Below are 21641 nucleotides of genomic sequence, written 5' to 3' on the forward strand. Positions count from 1 at the left end.
CCAACCCAGCCTATGGACCGTCCCTTCGCCGCGTCGATGGGGATCCCTCCCCATATGGACAGCGCTTAAACAGCGACGGCGGCAGCCCAGGTCCCATGGAACCCGGCCTGCCGCCGTCGTGCAAGTCAAAGCGGCGGGAGGGAGGCGTCAGTGGCCTTCGGCCTCGAAGCGCTTGATGGACGCTTCCAGCTCGGCTTCGGCTGCTGCGCGGTCGGCCCAGCCTTCGGCCTTGACCCATTTGCCGGGCTCGAGGTCCTTGTAGCGGGTGAAGAAGTGCTCGATTTCCTTGATGAGGAATTCGCTGACGTCCGAGACTTCCTGGATGTGGTCGAAGCGCGGGTCCGCGGGAACGCAGAGGACCTTGGCGTCTCCGCCGCCGTCGTCGGTCATGTTGAAGACGCCGATCGGGCGGGCCTCGACGATCACGCCGGGGTGCAGGTCGAAGTCCTGCAGGAGCACCAGGGCGTCCAGCGGGTCGCCGTCCTCGCCCAGGGTGTTCTCGAAGAAACCGTAGTGGGTGGGGTACTGCATGGACGTGAACAGGATGCGGTCCAGGCGGACGCGGCCGGTCTCGTGGTCAACTTCGTACTTGACGCGCGATCCCTTCGGGATCTCGATGGTGACGTCATGCTTCATGGAATGCTCCTTGACGGTATTGGCGTGGGCGCGGCAAAAGAACGGCCGGCGCCGCCGACTACTATTGAGGATATAGCGAGAGGTCCACGTTTCTTGAACCGGGGGACATCCAGGACGTTAAGGACCACAGCGACATGAAGGCCCAAATGCAGGCTGCCGTGCCGGAACCCGAAGGAAATGACCAGGGGAAGCCGGCCGCCCCGGCCCCGGACAAACCGCGCAAGCCCCGCCCCTTCATCCGCCGCCTGATCCGCGCGGTGCAATGGCTGGCCCTTGCTGCGGCGATTGCCGCGCTCGCCGTCCCGATGGGCGTCAACGTAGCGCCCGGGTTCTTCGCGCCACAGGAGACACCCGCTGCCCCGCTTCCCCCGTGGCAGCGCGCGCCGGAGCAGCTTTCGGCCACCCGCGGCGTCGAACCGCTGGATCCTGCCGCGCCCCTTCCCTTGCCCGGCAAGCTTGCCGCGCAGCTGGACGCTGCCCTGAAGCCGGACGGCGGCGGCAACTTCACCGCGGTGGTCCAGGACGCGCTGAGCGGCGACGTCCTTTACGAGCGCGACGGCGGCAAGAACCGGGTGCCCGCGTCCAACATGAAGCTGCTCACCGCCGTCGCCGCCCTACGGTCCATCGGCCCCGAGACCCGCTTCAGCACCCAGGTGCTGGCGGGCGCGAAGCCCTCCATCGTTGTGCTGCGCGGCGGCGGGGACGTGCTGCTGGCCGCCGGCCGGTCAGCCCCGGAAGAGGTGATGGGCCGGGCCGGGCTGGCGACCCTCGCCGCGGACACGATTGCGGCACTGGCGAAGCAGGGGGTCAAGGGTCCGCTGTCCGTGCAACTGGACGACTCCTTGTTCACGGGACCGGCGCTCAACCCGGCCTGGAGCCTTGAGGACGTCGACGCCGGGGAAACCGCCCCGCTGTTCCCGCTGGCGATGAACGGCGGCCGCGATGTCCCCGGAACGGTGAGCGGGCCGCGGCCGAAGGACGCCGCGCTCGACGCGGCGCAGGCGTTCACGGCCAGGCTGAAAGCCGCAGGTGCAGCTGCGGGCATTACCGTCAGGACCGCCGTCGTGCGGGCCAAGGCGCACGCCGACGCCGAGGTGCTGGCCGCCGTCGAGTCCGCCACCGTCCGCCAGCAGGTGGACCTCATGCTCGAGACGTCCGATAACTACCTCGCCGAGTTGCTGGGCCGCATGGCGTCGCTCGCGTCCGGTGGCGCCGGGTCCAACGACGGCGCCACTGCGGCCGTGCGGACGCAGCTTGGCCAGCTGGGAATCGACACCGTCTCGATGCGGCTCTCCGACGTGTCCGGGCTGTCGCTGGCGAACCGGGTGACCACTCGGCAGTTCGCCGAGGTGGTCCGGGCGATCACCTCGGGTCCGGATACCCGGCTCCGGGCCGCGCTCGCGGGATTCCCGGTGGCCGGCCTGACTGGAACCCTGGACGACCGCTACGTCGACGCCAGCACGGCAAGCGGGGCCGGACTTGTGCGAGCCAAGACGGGCACCCTGAACTCCGTCATCGCGCTGAGCGGCTATGTGGTGGACGCGGACGGCAGGCTCCTGGTGTTCTCCTTCATCGGCAACGGACTCACCCCGGGCGCGGCGGGGAACAAGGTGGCCCTGGACCGCGCGGCGTCCGCGCTGGCATCCTGCGGCTGCCGCTGATGCCCTGCGGCTGCTCCGGGGCCCGGGCCAAACCTCCGCGTGCAGCGAACTTAAGGGACTGTTGTCAGGGGACTGTGTTCGAATGGGAAACATGGAGTCCCAGCAGCACGCCAATCCATCAAGCCCTGGTTCATCAAGCAAGGCGCAGTCACTGATCAACTGGGAGCTCGCCGCGTCCACGGCGGCCCGGCTCGCTCCGCCGGGCCCGGCCATGAGCCCGTCGGAGATCGGGCGCGCGGTGAACAGCCTGCGCCGCAGCGCTGACGTTTCCGTGCCGTATGTCCATGAGATCACCGGGCTGGAAGCCGCCCGGGACCTCCGCGACTCCCATGTCCTTGTGGTGGACCGTGCCTCCTGGTCCAAGGCAAACACGCAGAGCTTCGCCGTGATGTTGCAGCCCGCGCTGCAGCAGATGCTCGACTCCCGCCACGGCGTCACCCTGACTCCCGCGGCCGCGGCAACCAGCGGGGCGATCACCGGAAGCCAGCTCGGCGCCGTCCTCGCCTTCCTGTCCAGCAAGGTCCTGGGCCAGTACGATCCGTTCGCCGCGCTGGCCCCGGAGTCCAAGGCACCGCCCGGCGGCCGCCTGCTGCTGGTGGCGCCGAACATCATCTCCGTGGAACGCGAGCTCAACGTCGACCCCGACGATTTCCGCTTGTGGGTCTGCCTGCACGAACAGACGCACCGCGTGCAGTTCGCGGCCGCGCCGTGGCTTCGCGGCCACATGCTCGAGGAAATCGAGAAACTGAGCACCAACCTGCTGGGCAACGTCGATTCGCTCATGGAGCGTGCAAGCGCGGCGGCCCGGTCCCTGCGGGACCGCTCCGGCCCCGGGGACATCCCGCGCCGTGGAGCCATCCTGGACCTGCTGCAGAACCCCGAGGAGAAGGCCTCCCTTTCCCACCTCACGGCCGTCATGAGCCTGCTGGAGGGCCACGCCAATGTGGTGATGGACGCTGTCGACTCCTCCCTGATTCCTTCCGTGAAGACCATCCGGCAGCGCTTCAACGACCGCGGCAAGGACCGTGGCGTGATCGAGAAGTTCATCCGGAGCCTGCTGGGCCTGGACGCCAAGATGCGCCAGTACAGCGACGGCGCCAAGTTCGTCCGCGCGGTCGTGGCCGTCGTGGGGATGGAGGGCCTCAACCGGGTCTGGGAATCCGCCGAACACCTGCCCACCGAAGAGGAAATCCACGACGCCAAGCTGTGGCTTGAGCGGATGGGGCTGTGAACAGCGGGCCCGAGAATAACTGGCCCGTGAGCCCGGAAGGCCGGACACAAAGCGGTCGACGGCGGCCCGGCCGTCTCGCGCCGCTCGTCGGCAAGGCGCGCAAGCACCTGCGGGACGCACTGGCGGCAGCGGGCTACCCGGAGCGGGTCCTCGTCGCCTGCAGCGGCGGCCCTGATTCCCTCGCGCTGGCCTCGGTGGCGGCGTACTTTGCCCGCCGCGGCAACGTGGACGGGCACCCGGTGTCCGTGGCCGCCGTCGTGGTGGACCATCAGCTCCAGGCAGGGTCCGCCGAGGTCGCCGCGGAAACCGTCGCTGCCCTGGAGGAATTGGGCCTCTCGCCGGTCCAACTGCGCAGTGTCGAGGTGGCTGCCACCGGTTTCGGACCCGAAGCCGCGGCACGCGATGCCCGGCATGCCGCCCTTGAGGCCGCGGCCGAAGACCTGGGCTGCGGTGCGATCCTGCTCGGCCACACCCTGGACGACCAGGCGGAACAGGTGCTCCTCGGCCTGGCCCGCGGTTCCGGAACCCGCTCCCTGGCCGGGATGCGCCCCGTGCGCGGCAGGCTGCTGCGCCCCTTCCTGGGCCTGCGCCGCGAAGAAACCCTTGAAATCTGTGCCATCGAACAGCTGGTTCCCTGGCACGATCCGCACAACACGGACCCTGCCTTCGCGCGCTCGCGGACCCGGGTGGAAGTGATGCCGGTGCTGGAGGAAAAGCTCGGGCCCGGAGTCGCCGAATCCCTCGCCCGCACCGCGGCCATCCTGCAGCAGGATGCCGATTTCCTCGAGGAGCTCGCCGCCGAACGCTACGCCGGGCTCGTGCACCGCACTGACGACGGCGTCTGGCTCCCGGAAGCCGCGCTAAGGGAGCTGCCGCCGGCGCTCAGGTTCCGGGTAATCGCCAAGGCGGCGGCCGACGTCGGGGGCCAGCAACCCGGGTACGGCCGCCTCCAGGCCGCCGAGGCTCTGCTGCGGAGGCAAGGCTCGGCAGGCCCGGTCCAGCTCCCGGGAAACGTCAGCGTGTACCGGCTCTCCCTTGCCGGGCAGGCGCAGGAGAAACTGGCCCGGGAGAAGCGGCCCGGGCAGCCTGACGTTCCCCGCGAAGGGGATGGCTGTGGGAAGCTAGTATTCCGGCATCACGAAACACCCCAACACTAGCCGCAGACCCGCATCAACACAGGAGCCATTGGTGGATTCAACCGACGTCCAGGCAGACCTCAAACACGTTCTCTACACCAAAGAGCAGATCCAGCAGCGGATCACAGAACTCGCAGCGCAGATTGACAAGGACTACGAGGGCCGTGAGCTCCTGATCGTGGGCGTCCTGAAGGGTGCCGTCATGGTCATGGCAGACCTCGCCCGTGCCCTGCACAGCCACGTCAGCATGGACTGGATGGCCGTGTCCTCCTACGGCTCCGGCACCCAGTCTTCAGGCGTGGTGCGCATCCTCAAGGACCTCGACACCGACCTCATGGGCAAGGACGTGCTCATCGTCGAGGACATCATCGATTCGGGCCTGACGCTCTCCTGGCTCAAGACCAACCTGGAGTCCCGCGGCACCTCTTCCGTGGAAATCTGCACCGCGTTCCGCAAGCCGGACGCCGCGAAGGTCGAACTGGACGTCAAGTACGTCGGCTACGACCTTCCCAATGAATTCGTGGTGGGCTACGGCCTCGACTACGCCGAGAAGTACCGCAACCTGGAGTTCGTGGGCACCCTGGCCCCGCACGTCTACGAGTAGAGACCACGCCACCGGGCATCCGGAAGGCATGAAGGCGGCTTCCCTTTCGGGGCGCCGCCTTCATTTATTTGCCCCCTTGTGCAACCCTGAAGCCCTGTTGTGCCCCGCGTGTGAGCGTGCAAGCACTTCGTGGGGGGATGCTCGCAAGCCAAAGGGGAGGCAAAATGAAAGACGAAACAACACGAGCCCAGGGCCGCGGCAAAGTCCGCGCCCTCCTGGCCGGAGGACTGGTCCTCGGTGTAGGTGCCACAGTGGTCCTCGCGGCCTGGAACGATTCCGAATTCGGCACGGGAACCTTTACCGCTGGCGCCTTCAACATGCAGGGCAGCACGGACGGCTCGGCGTTCTCGGACCATGCTTCGGCACCCGGCGCAACCCTGCCGTTCAGCGTCAACCCGGGCAACCTTGCCCCGGGGGACACGGTCTACGCGCCGTTTGCAGTGCGCCTTGCGGCGAACACCTCCACGGGTGCGACGGTAACCGTCAACGGCGCCACGGCCGGCGGCAGCAGCATAGCCAACCTGAGCTACCAGCTCCTCCAGACCACCACCTTCGGCTGCGATGCATCCACCACCGGAACGGACCTGGTCACCGCCGGAACCGCCCTCGGCGGCACGCTTAGCGGCGTGACCTTCGATCTCGACGCCGGTTCGCCGGCCACGGACCCCGGGGACCCGGTCTTCCTGTGCTTCAAGGTGACAGCTGGTGCCGGTCTCGTCCAGGGCCAGAGCGGCACCGCCACATGGGAGTTGTCGGCCGCTTCAACGTCCTGACCCGGGCGACTGGAAAAGACGATGACCGGACAGGCACCGGCCGGACACTTTCGGATGCGCCCACGCAGGACACCGCGCGCGATCCTGCTGCGTCTGCGCGCCCTGCTGGCAGGCGGCCTGGTGCTCGGCGTTGGCGCAACCATGACCCTTGCCGCGTGGAACGATTCCGAATTCTCCACCGGAACGTTCTCGGCGAGCTCCTTCGCGCTGCAGTCCTCCACGGATTCCGGCGGGGCGTGGCAGGAACACGGAACGTCGGCGACGGCGGCCACCATGTCCTTCGACGCCACCGGAATGTCACCCGGTTCGCTGAACTACGCCTCCATCTGGGTACGGACAACCTCGGGATCGCTGTCCGGGACGTTGGCGTTGCAGGGCGGCCAGCTGGTCCAAGGCGGCAACGCCGGACTGTTCGCCGCCTTCGATTACCGCGTGGTGCGGTACACCTCGGGCAGCTGTGACGCCAGCCAGTTCGGCGAGGGGGCCAGCTACATCGTGGGAACGTCGTCGTCGAAAGTTGCCCTGGGCACCGCCGGGAGCAGCACAGCGGTGGCGGCAAGTGCGGGAACCCCGGTGCGGTTCTGTTTCGAAATCACCATGAAGACCACCGCGGACAACTCCCTGCAGGGGACGAACAGCGGCGCCGTCTGGGAAATCAAGGGGACATCGGACTCATGACCCGCGAGGCGGCAGCACGGCACCTCCGCCGTGAAGAGGGCCGGCAGAACGGCCGACGGCGGCTCCGGCCCCGCCGGGCCCGTCCCCGGAGAGCTGCCGGCGTCGTACGGGAAGTCCTGCTGAACGTCGCCGCAGGCGGTGGGGCGCTGTGCATCCTGCTTACCCTCGCCGCTGTGCTCTTCCAGTTCTCCCTCATCATGTTCAAGACCGGGTCGATGGCGCCTGCCATTCCGGCCGGCTCGCTGGCGCTCGTGCGTGCGGTGCCCGTCGCGGAAGTCCGGGTGGGCGATATCGTCACCGTGGAACGCCAAGGGAAGCTGCCCGTCACGCACCGGGTCACCTCGGTCAGCCTCAACGATGACGGACACAGCGGAGTGCTGACCCTGAAGGGCGACGCCAACCCGGTGGAGGATCCTGCCCCGTACACCGCGTCCACGGTGCGCACGGTGCTTTGGTCCGCGCCGGGACTGGCCCAGTGGGTGGCCAAAGCCTCCAACCCGTTTGTGCTGGGGGGAGTCACGCTCGCCGTCGCGGGGCTGGTCACCTGGGTGCTGTGGCCCAGGGAAGAAGGGTCAAAGGAAGAAGCGCCCGGGGAAGCACAGCACCGTGAGGGGACGGCCGATGCTTAGGGGCGCATGGAAGGCCATCAGGCGCGCAGCGGGGGGACTTTGCCTGGCCCTACTGCTTCCCTGTGCCGTTTCGGCCGTTGCGCTCGCCGAACCCGATCTTCTCCTGGAGAGCCGCGGCCGGGCGCCCGCCGTCCTGGTCCCGGGGTCCACCAGCAGTTGGGTCCTCGGAATCACCACCGAGGCGGTCAGGCCCAGTGATCTCTCGCTGCACCTCAGTGCCGCCGGCTCCCTGGTGGAAGCTGCTTCCAACGGGCCGGGGAACCTTCTCACCGTCGAGGTGAACGCGTGCCCCGTGAGCTGGTCCGCGGGCCACTGCCCGGAAGGTGCCAGGAAGGTGATCCCGCGGATGCCGATTGCTTCCCTTGACGGGACCGTCCACAGCCTTGCGGCCCCCGACGGCGGCATTCCGGCCGGCGTCGAGCTGTTGGCCAGGGTGACGCTGTCCCCGGCGGCGGGCAATGCCGTGCAAGGCCTCTCCGTCCGGCTGACCGCACGGGTCGACGCCGCAGGGGAGCCCCTTGCGGCGCCTCCGGACATGCAGGCCCCCGACGGCGGCCGTTCCCAAGGCGGCGTGCTGGCGGACACCGGTTTCCGGCTTGGTGGGCTTGCCCTGCTGGGCGCCGCCGCGGTGGCGGCCGGCGTAGTCACCGCCGCCTGGGCCCGCAGGTCAACGGCTCGCAGGTCAACGGCCCGGGCGGCAGGGAAGGCCGGGGCATGAGGACGCGTGCGGGCGTGCTCGCCGCCGTCGGGCTCGTGGTGGCGGCAGCGCTGGGACCTGCGGCATCAGGTTATGCAGAAGCCGTTTGGCAGGACGCGGACTTCGCGGGCGCAACCCTTTCCGCCACAACCCTCCCGGTACCGGTGGTTGACAGCTGTACCCTGACCACCGGCGGGGTCCAGAGCACGATGGTCGTGAACTGGCATTTCCCGAGCGGCACCTCCATGCAGGTCCCTGCGAACCTGGACGTCGAGGTCTCCGGCGGCGGGTTGCTTGATCCGGTGCTGGGCCCGCTGGTTCCAAACAGCCTCAACACCACCGGTTCAGGGCCCTCGTACACCACCACGGCGACAGTGGCGAGCCTGGGCCTTGGGAGCGTTGCCTATGAGGTTTCGCTGCGCTCGAAGCAGGGCGTCAACTGGGTCTCCGCCTGGGCTGTTGCGCGCGGCACCAAGCCGGCCCTCGGCTCTGCAAGCTGCGCGCCAAGCTGATCCGCGGGCACGTCCATGGTGTACGCCGAGAGGGAACTTTTGCCGCCAGCTATGCGTGAATTACTCGGAACGGTGTAAACCTAGAACTGTCGCAGCACCGCACGCGAATAGAACGCTGCGCCCTACAGCACTACCAGGAGGGACGGGGCCTGGCCCCGGAATAGATGAAAGCTAAGAATTTCTTCAAAGGCCCAGGCATCTGGATTGTTGTCGTGGTCGCCTTGCTCCTGGTGGCCTTCGCAACCTTGGCACCCGGCGGATCCACCCGGATCGACACCGACCGGGGCCTGGAACTCCTGGCCCAAAGTGGCAAGGTGGAGCAGGCCAAGATCTTTGACGCCGAAAACCGCGTGGACCTGGTGCTTAAGGACAACCTGGTCATCGACGGCCAGGACAAGGGCAAGAACGTTCAGTTCTTCTACGTGAACCCGCGCGGTGCGGACGTCGTCAAGGCCGTGACCACCGCCAAGCCCAGCAAGGGCTTCACCGACCAGCCCGTCGAGAACAACTGGTTCTCCGGGCTGTTCTCCCTGCTGGTCCCCGTTTTGCTGCTCGGCGTGCTGTTCTGGTTCCTGCTCTCCCGCATGCAGGGAGGCGGCTCGAAGGTCATGCAGTTCGGCAAGTCCCGGGCCAAGATGATCAGCAAGGATATGCCGCAGGTGACCTTCGCCGATGTGGCCGGTGCCGACGAAGCCGTGGAGGAACTGCAGGAAATCAAGGAATTCCTTGCGGAACCGGCCAAGTTCCAGGCAGTGGGTGCCAAGATTCCCAAGGGCGTGCTGCTGTTCGGTCCTCCCGGTACCGGCAAGACCCTCCTGGCCCGTGCCGTCGCCGGCGAGGCCGGGGTGCCGTTCTTCTCCATCTCGGGTTCGGACTTCGTGGAAATGTTCGTCGGCGTGGGCGCCTCCCGCGTCCGCGACCTCTTCGAGCAGGCCAAGGCCAACAGCCCCGCCATCATCTTCGTTGACGAGATCGACGCCGTCGGCCGCCACCGCGGTGCCGGCATCGGCGGCGGCAACGACGAACGCGAACAGACCCTGAACCAGATGCTCGTTGAAATGGACGGCTTCGACGCCAAGACCAACGTCATCATGATCGCGGCCACGAACCGCCCGGACATCCTGGACCCGGCTCTCCTCCGTCCGGGCCGCTTCGACCGGCAGATCTCCGTCGACGCCCCGGACCGCCTAGGCCGCGAACACATCCTGCGGGTCCACTCCAAGGGCAAGCCGCTGGCTCCCGGGGTTGACCTGAACGCCGTCGCCAAGAAAACCCCGGGCTACACCGGTGCGGACCTTGCCAATGTGCTGAACGAGGCCGCCCTGCTGACCGCGCGCTCCAACGCGCAGCTCATTGACGACCGCGCCCTCGATGAAGGCATTGACCGCGTCATGGGCGGCCCGCAGAAGCGCAGCCGCGTCCAGAAGGAACACGACCGCAAGCTCACCGCTTACCACGAAGGCGGCCACGCCTTGGTGGCGGCGGCCCTGCACAACGCCCCGCCGGTCACGAAGGTGACCATCCTGCCCCGCGGCCGCGCCGGCGGCTACACCATGGTGGTGCCGGACGAGGACCCGCAGGGTTACACCCGCAACGAGTTGCTGGACCGCATGGCCTGGGCCATGGGGGGCCGTGTTGCCGAGGAAATCGTCTTCCACGACCCCACCACGGGTGCGTCCAACGACATCGAACAGGCCACCAGCACCGCGCGCCGGATGGTCACCGACCTCGGCATGAGCGAGAAGGTAGGCACCATCAAGGTCAGCGGCGGCGATTCCGATCCACTGACCGGCCGCGGCGGCTCCGGCTCCGCACCGATCATCTCGAACCAGCTGGCCGCACTCGTCGACGACGAAGTCCGCAGGCTCCTCGATGAAGCGCACGACGAGGCCTACCAGATCCTCACCGAAAACCGCGACATCCTGGACCAGATCGCCCTCGAACTGCTGGAACGCGAAACCATCAACCAGTACGACGTCGAACGCCTGACAGCTGGTGTCCGCAAGCCGGTCGTCCGTCCCATCTGGCTCTCGAAGGAGACCCGTCCGGTCCAGCACATCGCCCCGGTCCTGTCCTCCCGGGAACGCGCCCAGCTCGCTGCCGAGGCCGCCGCACGGGCAGCTGCCGGCGACGACGGCGAAGGCGAACTGCTGCCACCGGCACTGGCCCATCCAGCCGCGGAACGACCGTATGACAGCGGGGTTCCCGGTCACGAGTCCCAGCGTCCCGCCGGTCACACAGAGCCCGAGGCGGGCACCGACGTCGTACATCACGGCTAAGCTTTCTGCTGTGACTCACATCGACGACGACGACTTCAGTGGTGCCTTCGGCGTGGTGTCCGCCGGTGAATCCGGCGGCTCCCACGGCCACGGCAAGCACTCCCACAAGGTGGACCGGCCCCGGATCGAGGCCGCTGTACGCGAGATCCTCCTCGCCATAGGGGAGGACCCGGACCGCGGCGGGCTCGCGGATACGCCCAAGCGCGTCGCCAAGGCGTACGCAGAAGTCTTTGCCGGGCTCCACCAGGATCCAGTGGACGTCCTGTCCACCACCTTCGACCTTGACCACGAGGAACTCGTCCTGGTCAAGGACATCCCCTTCTACTCCACCTGCGAGCACCACCTGGTGCCGTTCCACGGGGTGGCCCACGTCGGTTACATTCCGTCCCATGACGGCAGGGTGACCGGGCTGAGCAAACTTGCCCGCCTGGTGGACATCTTTGCCCGCCGCCCGCAGGTGCAGGAACGGCTGACCACCCAGATTGTCGAGGCCCTCGTAGAGCACCTCAGCCCCCGCGGCGCGATCGTCGTCATCGAATGCGAACACATGTGCATGTCCATGCGCGGCATCCGGAAACCCGGCGCGAAGACCGTCACCAGTGCGGTGCGCGGCCAGCTTCATGACCCGGCCACCCGCGCCGAAGCCATGAGCCTCATACTCGGAAGGTAATAGACCATGGATTCCCTCGCAGCAGCACCCGGAACCGGACCAGCAACCAACCCCCTGCCGATCCTCCGCAAACCACGTGCGGCGGCCCGCTTCGAGGACCTGCCGGCCGACCGCACCGTGGTCATGGGGATCCTGAACGTCACCCCGGATTCATTCAGCGACGGCGGCAAGCACCCGACGCCGGACACCGCCATCGCGCACGGCCTGCGGATGTTCTACGCCGGGGCGGACATCATCGACGTCGGCGGCGAATCCACCCGTCCGGGCGCCGAGACCGTCAGCCCCGAGGAGGAGCAGCGCCGGATCCTGCCGGTCATCCAGGCCCTGGTCAAGGCCGGCGCCCTGGTCAGCGTCGACACCACGCACACCTCCACCGCCGCAGCGGCCATCGACGCCGGAGCGAAGATCATCAACGACGTCTCCGGCCTCACCATAGAACCCGGCATGGCCGAACTCATCGCCGCCAGCAAGGTGATGTACGTCCTCACCCACCGCCGCGGCGACGCCGAAACCATGGACAGCCTGGCCGAATACGGCAGCGTGGTGGACGAGGTGGTCGAGGAACTGGAGGGGGTCCGCGGCAAGCTGTACGCCGCCGGAGTCGCGCCGGAGCAGATCATCGTGGACCCGGGCCTGGGCTTCTCCAAGAACGAGGCCCAGAACTGGGAACTCCTCAAGCACATCGGCAAGCTGGACTCGCTGGGCCACCCGATCCTCGTCGGAGCCTCCCGCAAGCGCTTCCTGGGCAGCCTGCTGACCGTCGCGGGAAAGGCAGCCGCCCCCGAAGAGCGGGACCATGCCACGGCAGCCATCACCGCGATCAGTGCCGCGCGGGGCATCTGGGGCGTACGCGTGCACGACGTCGGCCCCAGCCTTGATGCGGTGAAGGTCGCCGCGCGCGTCAGGCACTGAGCAGCGCATCCGGACTGCAGGTATCCGAACTGAACTAGGGGAAGCGTTTGGACAAGATCACGCTGACGGGAGTCACCGCCGTCGGACACCACGGGGTGTTCGACTTCGAACGCCGTGAAGGCCAGCCCTTCGTGGTGGACGCAGTGCTGTACACGGATTTTTCCAGGGCGGCCGAAACGGACGACATCGAACACACCGCGCACTACGGCGAGGTGGCGGGATACATCGCGTCCGAGATCAGCGGTGAGCCGCTGAACCTGATCGAGGGGCTCGCGGTCCGCATCGCCGAAGGGATCCTGGCCGGCTATCCCGTGGCCGCCGTCGACGTCACCGTCCACAAGCCGAAGGCGCCCATCGAGGTGCCGTTCGGCGACGTGACGGTGAGTGTTCACCGGGAGCGCACATGATCGAGGGCGCCAGCAAAGCCATCCTGGCGCTCGGCAGCAACCTGGGGGAGCGGAACGACACCCTGTCCACCGCGGTCGCGGACCTCGTGGACCGTCCCGAGGTGCGCCTGCTCGGCGTTTCCCCCGTGGTCCAGACCAAGGCAGTCGGCGGGCCCGAGGGCCAGCCCGACTTCCTGAACATGGTGATCGCCGTCGAGACCACCCTGGGCCCGCACGAGTTGCTGCAGCATTGCCACGACGTCGAGCAAAAGCACCACCGGGTCCGTGAGGTCCGTTGGGGCCCCAGGACCCTGGACGTGGACATCATCGTCTATGGCGAACTCCGCACCGACGACCCCGAACTCACCCTGCCGCACCCGCGCGCCGCTGAGCGTGCCTTCGTGCTCTACCCGTGGGCCCAGCTGGACCCGGCTGCGCGCCTGAACGGCGAAAGCGTGGCCGAGCTCGCGGCGAAGGCGCCGGATTTCCCGGGGCTGCGGCCCTTCGACGGTTTCGACGGCGACGGCGGGGCCGGACGCACCGCGGACGCCGGCGTGGCCGGCAGCGTCCCCAGGGCGGAGCCGGCATGAAAGCGATGCGCCCGTTCGTCCTGGTGGTCATCGCCGTCGTCCTTGCGGGCGCGGGGTGGCTGACCGTCGTGGCCACCAACCGCTACGGCCTGGCGACGCCGGTCCTTCCGGCCTCGGCACTTGTCACGATGGGCGTCATTGCCGCGATCACCCTGGTCATGGGCATCCGCGTACTGCGCTGGCGCAATGGCAAGAAGAAGTCGCTGCTGAACCCGATCCTGGCTGCACGCACCTTGATCCTGGCCCAGGCCTGCGCCTATGTGGGAGCGATGCTGCTGGGCTGGCATGCCGGGATCGTGGTGGAGCAGCTGCGGATCTGGAGCTTCCGCAGTGAGCAGCCGATCCTTTGGCTCGCCCTCATCATGGGCGGCGGCGGACTGGTCATGCTGGTGGTGGGCCTGGTGGTCGAGCGTTTCTGCCGGATCCCCCCGGAGGACCTGGAAGGCGGCGCCGGAAATACGGGACCCCGTCGCGGGGACGCCAAGGGTGAAGGTGAATATGCATTCCGCCGCGATTGATCCGCCCGGCATCGGATGGCAACGGGTTTCCCCGAAGTATGTGACCGTGCGCCTGGTCGAATGGGCCGTCGGCAACCTGCTTTTCGTGGCTGTGCTCAGCCTGCCGCTGGTGTTCGTCCTGCTGGGCGGGTGGCTCTGGCCGCCCCTGTGGCTTGCCGTGACCGTGCCGGCCGCCATGTTCGTGCTCGCGCTGTGGCGCCTGGTGCTGATCCCGCGCCAGGTCAGGGCCATCGGATACGCCGAGCGCAACGACGATCTCCTCATCCGCCGCGGCATTTTCTTCCAGCGCACCATGGTGGTCCCCTACGGACGCATGCAGTACGTGGACGTCGCCGTAGGTCCCGTGGAACGCGCGCTCGGCCTGTGCACCCTGAAGCTGCACACGGCGTCCCCCGGCACGAACGCCCTGCTGCCCGGACTCCCGGCCGCCGAAGGTGCCCGGCTCCGCGAACAGCTCACCGCCCGCGGTGAAGCACGGCTGGCAGGTCTGTGAGCGCGTGTCCGTGGACGTGAACCGGGAACGGCCAGCGGTCGACGCCGGCTGGCACCGCGTGCACCCGGCGTCGCCGTTCGTGCGCGGGTGGGTGGCGCTGGCCGCCGTCGTCGTCTTCTTCGGACGCGACATCTTCGAGCGCGCGCTGCAGGGCCGCGAACTGCTCGAGGAGGGCCTCAACGGGCGGATCCTGTGGCTGCTGGCCGGCGGCGCAGCGCTGCTGCTGGTCACCGTGGCGGGCTTCGTCCTGAGCTGGTACTTCACCCGCTACCAGCTCAGCGAAGGCTACGTCCGCGTCAACACAGGTTTCCTCTTCAAGCAGCAGCGCCAGGCGCGCCTGGATCGGGTGCAGGCCATCGACATCGTGCAACCGCTGCTAGCCCGGATCTTCGGGCTCGCCGAGCTGAAGTTCGAGGTGGCCGACGCCGGCGAGTCGGCCGTGCGACTGGCGTACCTGCCGATCGGGCAGGCGAAGCAACTGCGCGCCACCATCCTGGGGCGGGCAGCGGGGGTGGTGGCCGACGGCGGCGAAACCGCACCCGTTCCGGAGGCGCCCGAGCAGGTGGTCCTCAGCGTCCCGCACGGCCGGCTGGTCGGCTCCCTGCTGCTGAGCGAACAGAGCTTCTTCGTGGTGCTCGGCGCGATCGCCTCGGTAGTGTTCTCGGTGCTCACCGAATCCGGCGCGGTGATCCTCTACCTGATCCCGGCGATCCTCGGCCTGGGCGCGGCGTACTGGAAGTCGTTCAACAAGGGCTTCAACTTCACAGCGGCGATCTCGCCGGACGGTATCCGACTCCGCTACGGCCTCCTGGACACCCAGGCGCAGACCGTTCCGCCCGGCCGGATCCAGGCGCTGAAGATCACCCAGCCTCCGCTGTGGCGGATCCTCGGCTGGTACCGCATCCAGGTCAACGTCGCCGGCTACGGCGGTGCGCCCGGGAACGAGAACGCCGCCCGCACAACGCTGCTTCCCGTGGGCGGGCTGGGGGAGGTCATGCAGACCCTCGCACTGGTGTTGCCCGATCCCGGCACCCCGGAACCGCACCGGGTGTTCACTGCGGCCTTGAACGGCCTGGACTCCGACGCCGGATTCACCACCACCCCCCGCCGTGCCCGGCTGATTGCCCCGCTGGGCTGGCGGCGCAACGCCTTCCTGTCAACCGGTACCGCCCTGCTGCTGCGCTCCGGCCGGTGGTGGCGGCAGGTGGTGCTCGTGCCGCACCAGCGCACCCAGTCCATGGCGCTCACTCAAGGACCGGTGGCGCGCCGCTTCGGAGTGGCGGACCTGGTGCTGCACACCACCGCCGGTCCCGTGGTTCCGCGGCTGATCCAGGCCGACGTCGGAGAAGCGGTTGCGTTGTTCGACCAGCAGGCCGCCCGCGCCAGGGAAGCCCGCAAACGCCAGACCAGCGAGCAGTGGCTCGCAGAACTCTCACGGGCCGGCTCCCTGCCGGTGCGGCTGCAACCGCCCGCGCCGCTGCAGGCGCCCGCTGACCCGACCCCAACAACTCCCCAGGAGGAACCCCGCCATGGCTAGGCCCGGACGACTCGGCGTCGGAATCATCGGCGCCGGCAAGGTGGGCGCAGTGCTAGGTGCCGCACTGCGCGCGGCCGAGCACGCCGTCGTCGGGGTTTCCGCCGTTTCGGAGGACAGCCGGGAACGCGCCGAAATCCTGCTGCCCGGCGTCCCCGTCCTGGACATCCAGGACATCGTGGAACGCGCCGAACTGGTGCTGCTCGCCGTGCCGGACGACGTACTCGGCGAGCTCGTCGACGGACTGGCCAAGCTCGGAGCCTGGCAGCCGGGTCAGCTGGTGGCACACACCTCGGGCCGCTTCGGCGTCGGTATCCTGCAGCCTGTCCGCGCGGCCGGGGCGATCCCGCTGGCACTGCACCCGGCCATGACCTTCACAGGCATGAGCCTGGACCTGGCCCGGCTCCAAGACTGCACTTTCGGAGTCACGGCGGATGCCGCCATGCTGCCGATCGGCCAGGCGCTGGTGATGGAGATGGGCGCCGAACCCGTCGTCATCGCCGAAGCGGACCGCACCATCTACCACGCAGCCCTTGCCCATAGCTCGAATCACATGGCCACCCTCGTGGCGCAGGGCTCGCAGCTGCTGCGGGAGATCGGCGTCGAGAATCCCGAAACCATGCTCGGTCCGCTGCTGCGCGCAACCCTCGAAAACGCCCTCGCCTCCGGCGAATCGGCATTGACCGGACCGGTGGCGCGCGGCGACGCCGGCACCGTTGCCGGGCATGTGCGGGCCCTGCGCGAACACGACGCCGGCGGCGATATCCTGTCCGCGTACCTCGCGATGGCGCGCGCAACAGCACTGCGCGCCGCGAAACGCGGGCTGCTCAACGGCCCGCAGTTCAGCGGGATCGAAGCCGCCCTCGACGGCCAGGACTCAGACGGCCAGGACACAACGGACACCCCGGAAGGCAACTGACATGGGAATCAAGCTCGTCACCACCGCGGCGGAACTGCGCGCCGAGGGCGCCCGGCTCCTCAAGGGAAAGGGCGGCAGCTCGCTTGGTTTCGTCCCCACCATGGGCGCCCTGCACTCCGGCCACGCCACCCTGGCGCGCACCGCCGTCGCCGTGAACGACGTCACCGCGGTCTCGATCTTCGTGAACCCGCTGCAGTTCGGCGACGCCGTGGACCTGGACCGCTACCCGCGCACCCTCGAGGCGGACATGGAACTCCTCGACGCCGAAGGCGTGGACCTGGTGTTCGCCCCCTCCGTCGAGGAGGTCTACCCGGACGGCCAGCCGCTGGTCCGCGTGACCTCCGGCCCGCTGGGCGAAAAGTGGGAGGGCGCCTCCCGCCCCGGCCATTTCGACGGCGCGCTCACTGTGGTCGCCAAGCTGCTGCACTACGGGCTTCCGGCCGGTCCGGCGGCCGACGGCGGTGCTGCCGCCTACCGGGCCTATTTCGGCCAGAAGGACGCGCAGCAGCTGGCGCTCGTCCGCCGCATGGTGGCCGACCTGAACTTTCCCGTTGAGATCGTCGCCGTACCCACGGTGCGTGCCGAGGACGGGCTGGCACTATCCAGCCGCAACCGCTTCCTCAGCCCGGAGGAACGCGAAGCCGCGCTGGTCCTTTCCCGTGCCCTGCGCCTGCTGGAGCAGCGCGCCAACGCGCACGAACCGCTGGACCTGTCCTCCGCCGTCGCGCTTGTCCGCTCCCAGCCGTTCGTGGAGCTGGACTATTTCGACGTCGTGGACCCGCGCACGCTGGAGCCGCTCGCGGAGAACTGCCAGGACACCCCCTTCCGCGGGGAAGGCCTGGCAATCATCGCCGCGAACGTGGGCCCGGTCCGGTTGATCGACAACATTCCGCTGGATTCCTGAAATTCGTCCATCTGCCGGAGGAATTTTGCTGTTTCCTGCTGACGGGAATGCGTCAGCGTCCTAGACTGTTGCAGTTTTCACCGGTTGATCTCCGGCCGACTCCACACTCGATGCACCCATTTGGGGGGTCCCTCTTGTCTACCGACATCACGTCCGATGCCCACGGCAATCCCGTGCAGAATACTTCAACTCCCGTCGACAAGATGCCGCGCGAATCCGTCACGGTCATTGTCACGCTCCTCGTCGCCACTTTCGTGGTGATCCTCAACGAAACCATCATGAACGTCGCCCTGCAGCGGCTCATGACCGACCTCGCGATCGACGCACCCACGGTCCAGTGGTTGTCCACTGGCTTCATGCTGACCATGGCCGTTGTCATTCCGACCACCGGCTTCATCCTGCAGCGCCTCACTACCCGTGCGGCCTTCCTCCTGGCCATGGGCCTGTTCAGCGGCGGCACCCTGCTGGCCGCCCTGGCACCGGGGTTCCTGGTGCTCCTGCTGGCGCGGATCGTGCAGGCCAGCGGCACGGCCATCATGCTGCCGCTGCTGATGACCACCATCCTGACCCTGGTTCCGCTGTCTCGCCGCGGCGCCGTCATGGGCAACGTGACCATCGCGATCTCGGTAGCCCCGGCCCTTGGCCCGACCGTGTCCGGGATCATCCTGGACCACTTCTCCTGGCGGTTCATGTTCATCTTCGTGCTGCCTGTGGCCCTGGCCGCCCTGGGCATCGGCGCGCGCTACCTGAGCAACATCGGCGAGCAGGGTTCCATCAAGCTCGATTTCCTGTCCGTGCTGCTCACGGTGCCGGCCTTCGGCGGAGTGGTTTACGGCCTGAGCCAGATCGGCGGCAACGGCGGAGCCACGGCCGTGCCCCTCGCCGCGCTCGCCGTCGGCGTGGTCTGCCTGGCCGTGTTCGTGTTCCGCCAGCTGAAGCTGCAGAAGGAAGATTCGCCGCTGCTGGACCTGCGCGCCTTCAACTTCCGCATGTTCACGGTGTCCACCCTGCTCATGGTGGTCGCCATGATGGCGCTCTTCGGCGGAGTCATCCTGCTGCCGCTGTACCTGCAGAACGTGCTGCACCTGCTGCCGATGGAAACCGGCCTCGCATTGCTCCCCGGCGGCCTCGCCATGGGCATGCTGGGACCGGTCATCGGCCGGATCTTCGACAAGGTAGGGCCCCTGCCGCTCACCGTCACGGGCTCGGTCCTGATGGTGCTCACCTTGTGGCAGTTCAGCGCCCTGAACCAGTCCAGCCAGGTCTGGTGGGTGGTTGTCCTGCACGTCCTGCTGAGCTTCGGCCTGGCGCTGCTGTTCACTCCGGCGTTCACCACCGGACTGAACCCGCTGCCGCCGCACCTGTACTCGCACGGTTCGGCCATCATGAGCACCCTGCAGCAGGTGGCCGGTGCAGCGGGCACCGCACTGCTGATTTCCATCTTCGCGGTCGTGTCCGCGGCGTCCGGAATCGTGGCCGGCATGCAGGCGGCGTTCCTGACAGCCGCAGTCATTGCCGTCATCGCCGTGGTGCTCTCCGCGATGATGCGCAAGACCGAAGGGGCAGCGGGACACTAAGCGCCCAGCCCCACCCTCCAAGCAGTGCCCGACGGCGCCGCATCACCAACCCGTGGCGCGGCGCCGTTTGCGTGTTGGCCGAGTGCCCGTTGAGCGGGTATCCGTTGATGTGGGTGCCCGCGGATGTGAGCGGCCTCATACGAGCGTCTTTCGGCCGGGACCGGGTCCTAGAGGGGTGGTTTTTCCCGGGTTTCCGCGGGATTACGGGGTGCGGAGCGGGTGGAAACCTGATTTGCCCGGGTGCCGTCGGGGCGTGTAATGTTTTCTGAGTCGCCGCCGCTGAAGCGGAAAAATTGCGACAGACTCCCTTTCAAACGGAAGCCAATTACTGGTTCGCTTTACCGCGTCCGGGTGCGGCTCCGGGAGTTCCCTGACTGGTTTGTCCCGTATGGTTTCCGAATCCGGAAGTTGCGGCGGGAGTGCCGGTCTGGTAAGTTTGAAAAGTTGCTCCGGAGCGATCCTGAATGTTTGGTTTGGGTGGTGCCGGGTGTGTCTGTTGTTTGAGAACTCAATAGTGTGCCAAGTTTGTTGATACCGATTTTTTATGAATTGGTTATTTGCCGGGCTGTCCGCCCCTGTGGATGGTCTGGTTTTTAGCTGGTTTCAAATTTTGTGCAGCGTGTCCGGGTCTTTTTCCGGCCTGGGTGTGTTGTGTCTGTTTTTGTTTTACTTCAACGGAGAGTTTGATCCTGGCTCAGGATGAACGCTGGCGGCGTGCTTAACACATGCAAGTCGAACGATGATCCGGTGCTTGCACCGGGGATTAGTGGCGAACGGGTGAGTAACACGTGAGTAACCTGCCCTTGACTCTGGGATAAGCCTGGGAAACTGGGTCTAATACCGGATATGACCTTTCACCGCATGGTGGGGGGTGGAAAGCTTTTTGTGGTTTTGGATGGACTCGCGGCCTATCAGCTTGTTGGTGGGGTAATGGCCTACCAAGGCGATGACGGGTAGCCGGCCTGAGAGGGTGACCGGCCACACTGGGACTGAGACACGGCCCAGACTCCTACGGGAGGCAGCAGTGGGGAATATTGCACAATGGGCGCAAGCCTGATGCAGCGACGCCGCGTGAGGGATGACGGCCTTCGGGTTGTAAACCTCTTTCAGTAGGGAAGAAGCGAAAGTGACGGTACCTGCAGAAGAAGCGCCGGCTAACTACGTGCCAGCAGCCGCGGTAATACGTAGGGCGCAAGCGTTATCCGGAATTATTGGGCGTAAAGAGCTCGTAGGCGGTTTGTCGCGTCTGCTGTGAAAGACCGGGGCTCAACTCCGGTTCTGCAGTGGGTACGGGCAGACTAGAGTGATGTAGGGGAGACTGGAATTCCTGGTGTAGCGGTGAAATGCGCAGATATCAGGAGGAACACCGATGGCGAAGGCAGGTCTCTGGGCATTAACTGACGCTGAGGAGCGAAAGCATGGGGAGCGAACAGGATTAGATACCCTGGTAGTCCATGCCGTAAACGTTGGGCACTAGGTGTGGGGGACATTCCACGTTTTCCGCGCCGTAGCTAACGCATTAAGTGCCCCGCCTGGGGAGTACGGCCGCAAGGCTAAAACTCAAAGGAATTGACGGGGGCCCGCACAAGCGGCGGAGCATGCGGATTAATTCGATGCAACGCGAAGAACCTTACCAAGGCTTGACATGGACCGGACCGCCCTGGAAACAGGGCTTCCCTTCGGGGCTGGTTCACAGGTGGTGCATGGTTGTCGTCAGCTCGTGTCGTGAGATGTTGGGTTAAGTCCCGCAACGAGCGCAACCCTCGTTCCATGTTGCCAGCGGGTTATGCCGGGGACTCATGGGAGACTGCCGGGGTCAACTCGGAGGAAGGTGGGGACGACGTCAAATCATCATGCCCCTTATGTCTTGGGCTTCACGCATGCTACAATGGCCGGTACAATGGGTTGCGATACTGTGAGGTGGAGCTAATCCCAAAAAGCCGGTCTCAGTTCGGATTGGGGTCTGCAACTCGACCCCATGAAGTCGGAGTCGCTAGTAATCGCAGATCAGCAACGCTGCGGTGAATACGTTCCCGGGCCTTGTACACACCGCCCGTCAAGTCACGAAAGTTGGTAACACCCGAAGCCGGTGGCCTAACCCCTTGTGGGAGGGAGCCGTCGAAGGTGGGACCGGCGATTGGGACTAAGTCGTAACAAGGTAGCCGTACCGGAAGGTGCGGCTGGATCACCTCCTTTCTAAGGAGCAACTGCCCTTTTGTGGTGGTGGCTGCATGGTCGCCGTCCGGGGGTCAGGAGTACAGCCCATTGCGCAGGCGTCTGTTCTGCGGTGGGTGCTCATGGG

Annotated in this window: 21 protein-coding genes and 1 rRNA gene; 21 read left to right on the top strand and 1 reads right to left on the bottom strand. The window is 67.0% G+C overall.

Going from position 1 to position 21641, the window contains the following annotated elements; all coding sequences use genetic code 11:
- Window positions 1–147 precede the first annotated feature (147 nt).
- Window positions 148–636: an inorganic diphosphatase gene (locus ACZ9CK_RS19325; RefSeq protein ID WP_070348382.1), complete on the bottom strand. Its 489-nt coding sequence runs from the start codon at window positions 634–636 to the stop codon at window positions 148–150.
- A gap of 305 nt (window positions 637–941) precedes the next feature.
- On the opposite strand from ACZ9CK_RS19325, the gene dacB reads away from it, so the two are divergent.
- From dacB to ACZ9CK_RS19430, 21 genes are all read left to right on the top strand, one after another.
- Window positions 942–2297 carry a D-alanyl-D-alanine carboxypeptidase/D-alanyl-D-alanine endopeptidase gene (dacB, locus tag ACZ9CK_RS19330; protein ID WP_476050932.1) on the top strand — a complete coding sequence of 452 codons (1356 nt, stop codon included), beginning with the start codon at window positions 942–944 and terminating at the stop codon, window positions 2295–2297.
- Window positions 2298–2379: 82 nt separating this feature from the next.
- Entirely contained in the window at window positions 2380–3528 is a 1149-nt protein-coding gene (locus ACZ9CK_RS19335; RefSeq protein WP_426301439.1) for a zinc-dependent metalloprotease, read from the top strand.
- 107 nt (window positions 3529–3635) lie between these two features.
- Entirely contained in the window at window positions 3636–4685 is a 1050-nt protein-coding gene (gene tilS / locus ACZ9CK_RS19340; RefSeq protein ID WP_476050933.1) for a tRNA lysidine(34) synthetase TilS, read from the top strand.
- Window positions 4686–4716: 31 nt separating this feature from the next.
- On the top strand, window positions 4717–5268 hold the full coding sequence (hpt, locus tag ACZ9CK_RS19345; RefSeq protein WP_115788213.1) for a hypoxanthine phosphoribosyltransferase: 552 nt from the start codon (window positions 4717–4719) through the stop codon (window positions 5266–5268).
- Between the two features lie 164 nt (window positions 5269–5432).
- Window positions 5433–6041 (top strand): SipW-dependent-type signal peptide-containing protein, encoded by a 609-nt coding sequence (locus ACZ9CK_RS19350; RefSeq protein ID WP_426301443.1) that lies wholly within the window; start codon window positions 5433–5435, stop codon window positions 6039–6041.
- Between the two features lie 21 nt (window positions 6042–6062).
- Window positions 6063–6719 carry a SipW-dependent-type signal peptide-containing protein gene (locus ACZ9CK_RS19355; protein ID WP_476050825.1) on the top strand — a complete coding sequence of 219 codons (657 nt, stop codon included), beginning with the start codon at window positions 6063–6065 and terminating at the stop codon, window positions 6717–6719.
- Window positions 6716–7348 (top strand): signal peptidase I, encoded by a 633-nt coding sequence (locus tag ACZ9CK_RS19360; RefSeq protein ID WP_426301447.1) that lies wholly within the window; start codon window positions 6716–6718, stop codon window positions 7346–7348. Before ACZ9CK_RS19355 ends, ACZ9CK_RS19360 begins: the two co-directional genes overlap by 4 nt.
- Entirely contained in the window at window positions 7341–8066 is a 726-nt protein-coding gene (locus ACZ9CK_RS19365; protein ID WP_476050826.1) for a hypothetical protein, read from the top strand. Before ACZ9CK_RS19360 ends, ACZ9CK_RS19365 begins: the two co-directional genes overlap by 8 nt.
- The gene (locus ACZ9CK_RS19370; protein WP_426301451.1) at window positions 8063–8557 is read left to right on the top strand and encodes a hypothetical protein; all 495 of its coding nucleotides are present in this window, start codon (window positions 8063–8065) and stop codon (window positions 8555–8557) included. The genes ACZ9CK_RS19365 and ACZ9CK_RS19370 overlap by 4 nt, the downstream gene beginning before the upstream one ends.
- A 164-nt stretch (window positions 8558–8721) precedes the next feature.
- A complete protein-coding gene (gene ftsH / locus ACZ9CK_RS19375) occupies window positions 8722–10836 on the top strand; it encodes an ATP-dependent zinc metalloprotease FtsH (RefSeq protein WP_476050827.1) in 2115 nt (704 codons plus the stop codon).
- A 10-nt stretch (window positions 10837–10846) separates the two neighbouring features.
- Window positions 10847–11506 carry a GTP cyclohydrolase I FolE gene (gene folE, locus ACZ9CK_RS19380; protein WP_426301455.1) on the top strand — a complete coding sequence of 220 codons (660 nt, stop codon included), beginning with the start codon at window positions 10847–10849 and terminating at the stop codon, window positions 11504–11506.
- A 6-nt stretch (window positions 11507–11512) separates the two neighbouring features.
- Window positions 11513–12418 (top strand): dihydropteroate synthase, encoded by a 906-nt coding sequence (gene folP / locus ACZ9CK_RS19385; RefSeq protein ID WP_426301457.1) that lies wholly within the window; start codon window positions 11513–11515, stop codon window positions 12416–12418.
- Window positions 12419–12465: 47 nt separating this feature from the next.
- Window positions 12466–12825, top strand: a complete 360-nt coding sequence (folB, locus tag ACZ9CK_RS19390) for a dihydroneopterin aldolase (protein WP_426301459.1) — start codon at window positions 12466–12468, stop codon at window positions 12823–12825.
- Window positions 12822–13394, top strand: coding sequence for a 2-amino-4-hydroxy-6-hydroxymethyldihydropteridine diphosphokinase (gene folK, locus ACZ9CK_RS19395; protein ID WP_426301461.1), 573 nt, complete (start codon window positions 12822–12824; stop codon window positions 13392–13394). Before folB ends, folK begins: the two co-directional genes overlap by 4 nt.
- Window positions 13391–13912 carry a DUF3180 domain-containing protein gene (locus ACZ9CK_RS19400; RefSeq protein WP_426301463.1) on the top strand — a complete coding sequence of 174 codons (522 nt, stop codon included), beginning with the start codon at window positions 13391–13393 and terminating at the stop codon, window positions 13910–13912. Before folK ends, ACZ9CK_RS19400 begins: the two co-directional genes overlap by 4 nt.
- Window positions 13893–14405, top strand: a complete 513-nt coding sequence (locus tag ACZ9CK_RS19405) for a PH domain-containing protein (RefSeq protein ID WP_476050934.1) — start codon at window positions 13893–13895, stop codon at window positions 14403–14405. The genes ACZ9CK_RS19400 and ACZ9CK_RS19405 overlap by 20 nt, the downstream gene beginning before the upstream one ends.
- A 4-nt stretch (window positions 14406–14409) precedes the next feature.
- The gene (locus ACZ9CK_RS19410) at window positions 14410–15942 is read left to right on the top strand and encodes a PH domain-containing protein (protein WP_426301465.1); all 1533 of its coding nucleotides are present in this window, start codon (window positions 14410–14412) and stop codon (window positions 15940–15942) included.
- A complete protein-coding gene (locus tag ACZ9CK_RS19415; protein WP_476050828.1) occupies window positions 15935–16858 on the top strand; it encodes a Rossmann-like and DUF2520 domain-containing protein in 924 nt (307 codons plus the stop codon). The genes ACZ9CK_RS19410 and ACZ9CK_RS19415 overlap by 8 nt, the downstream gene beginning before the upstream one ends.
- A gap of 1 nt (window position 16859) precedes the next feature.
- Complete coding sequence (gene panC, locus ACZ9CK_RS19420; RefSeq protein WP_476050829.1) at window positions 16860–17762, top strand: pantoate--beta-alanine ligase; 903 nt, start codon at window positions 16860–16862, stop codon at window positions 17760–17762.
- Between the two features lie 134 nt (window positions 17763–17896).
- Entirely contained in the window at window positions 17897–19339 is a 1443-nt protein-coding gene (locus ACZ9CK_RS19425) for a DHA2 family efflux MFS transporter permease subunit (protein ID WP_476050830.1), read from the top strand.
- Window positions 19340–20010: 671 nt separating this feature from the next.
- Window positions 20011–21535, top strand: a 16S ribosomal RNA gene (locus tag ACZ9CK_RS19430).
- Window positions 21536–21641: the final 106 nt, after the last annotated feature.

The organism is Arthrobacter sp. TE26545 (assembly GCF_056279005.1).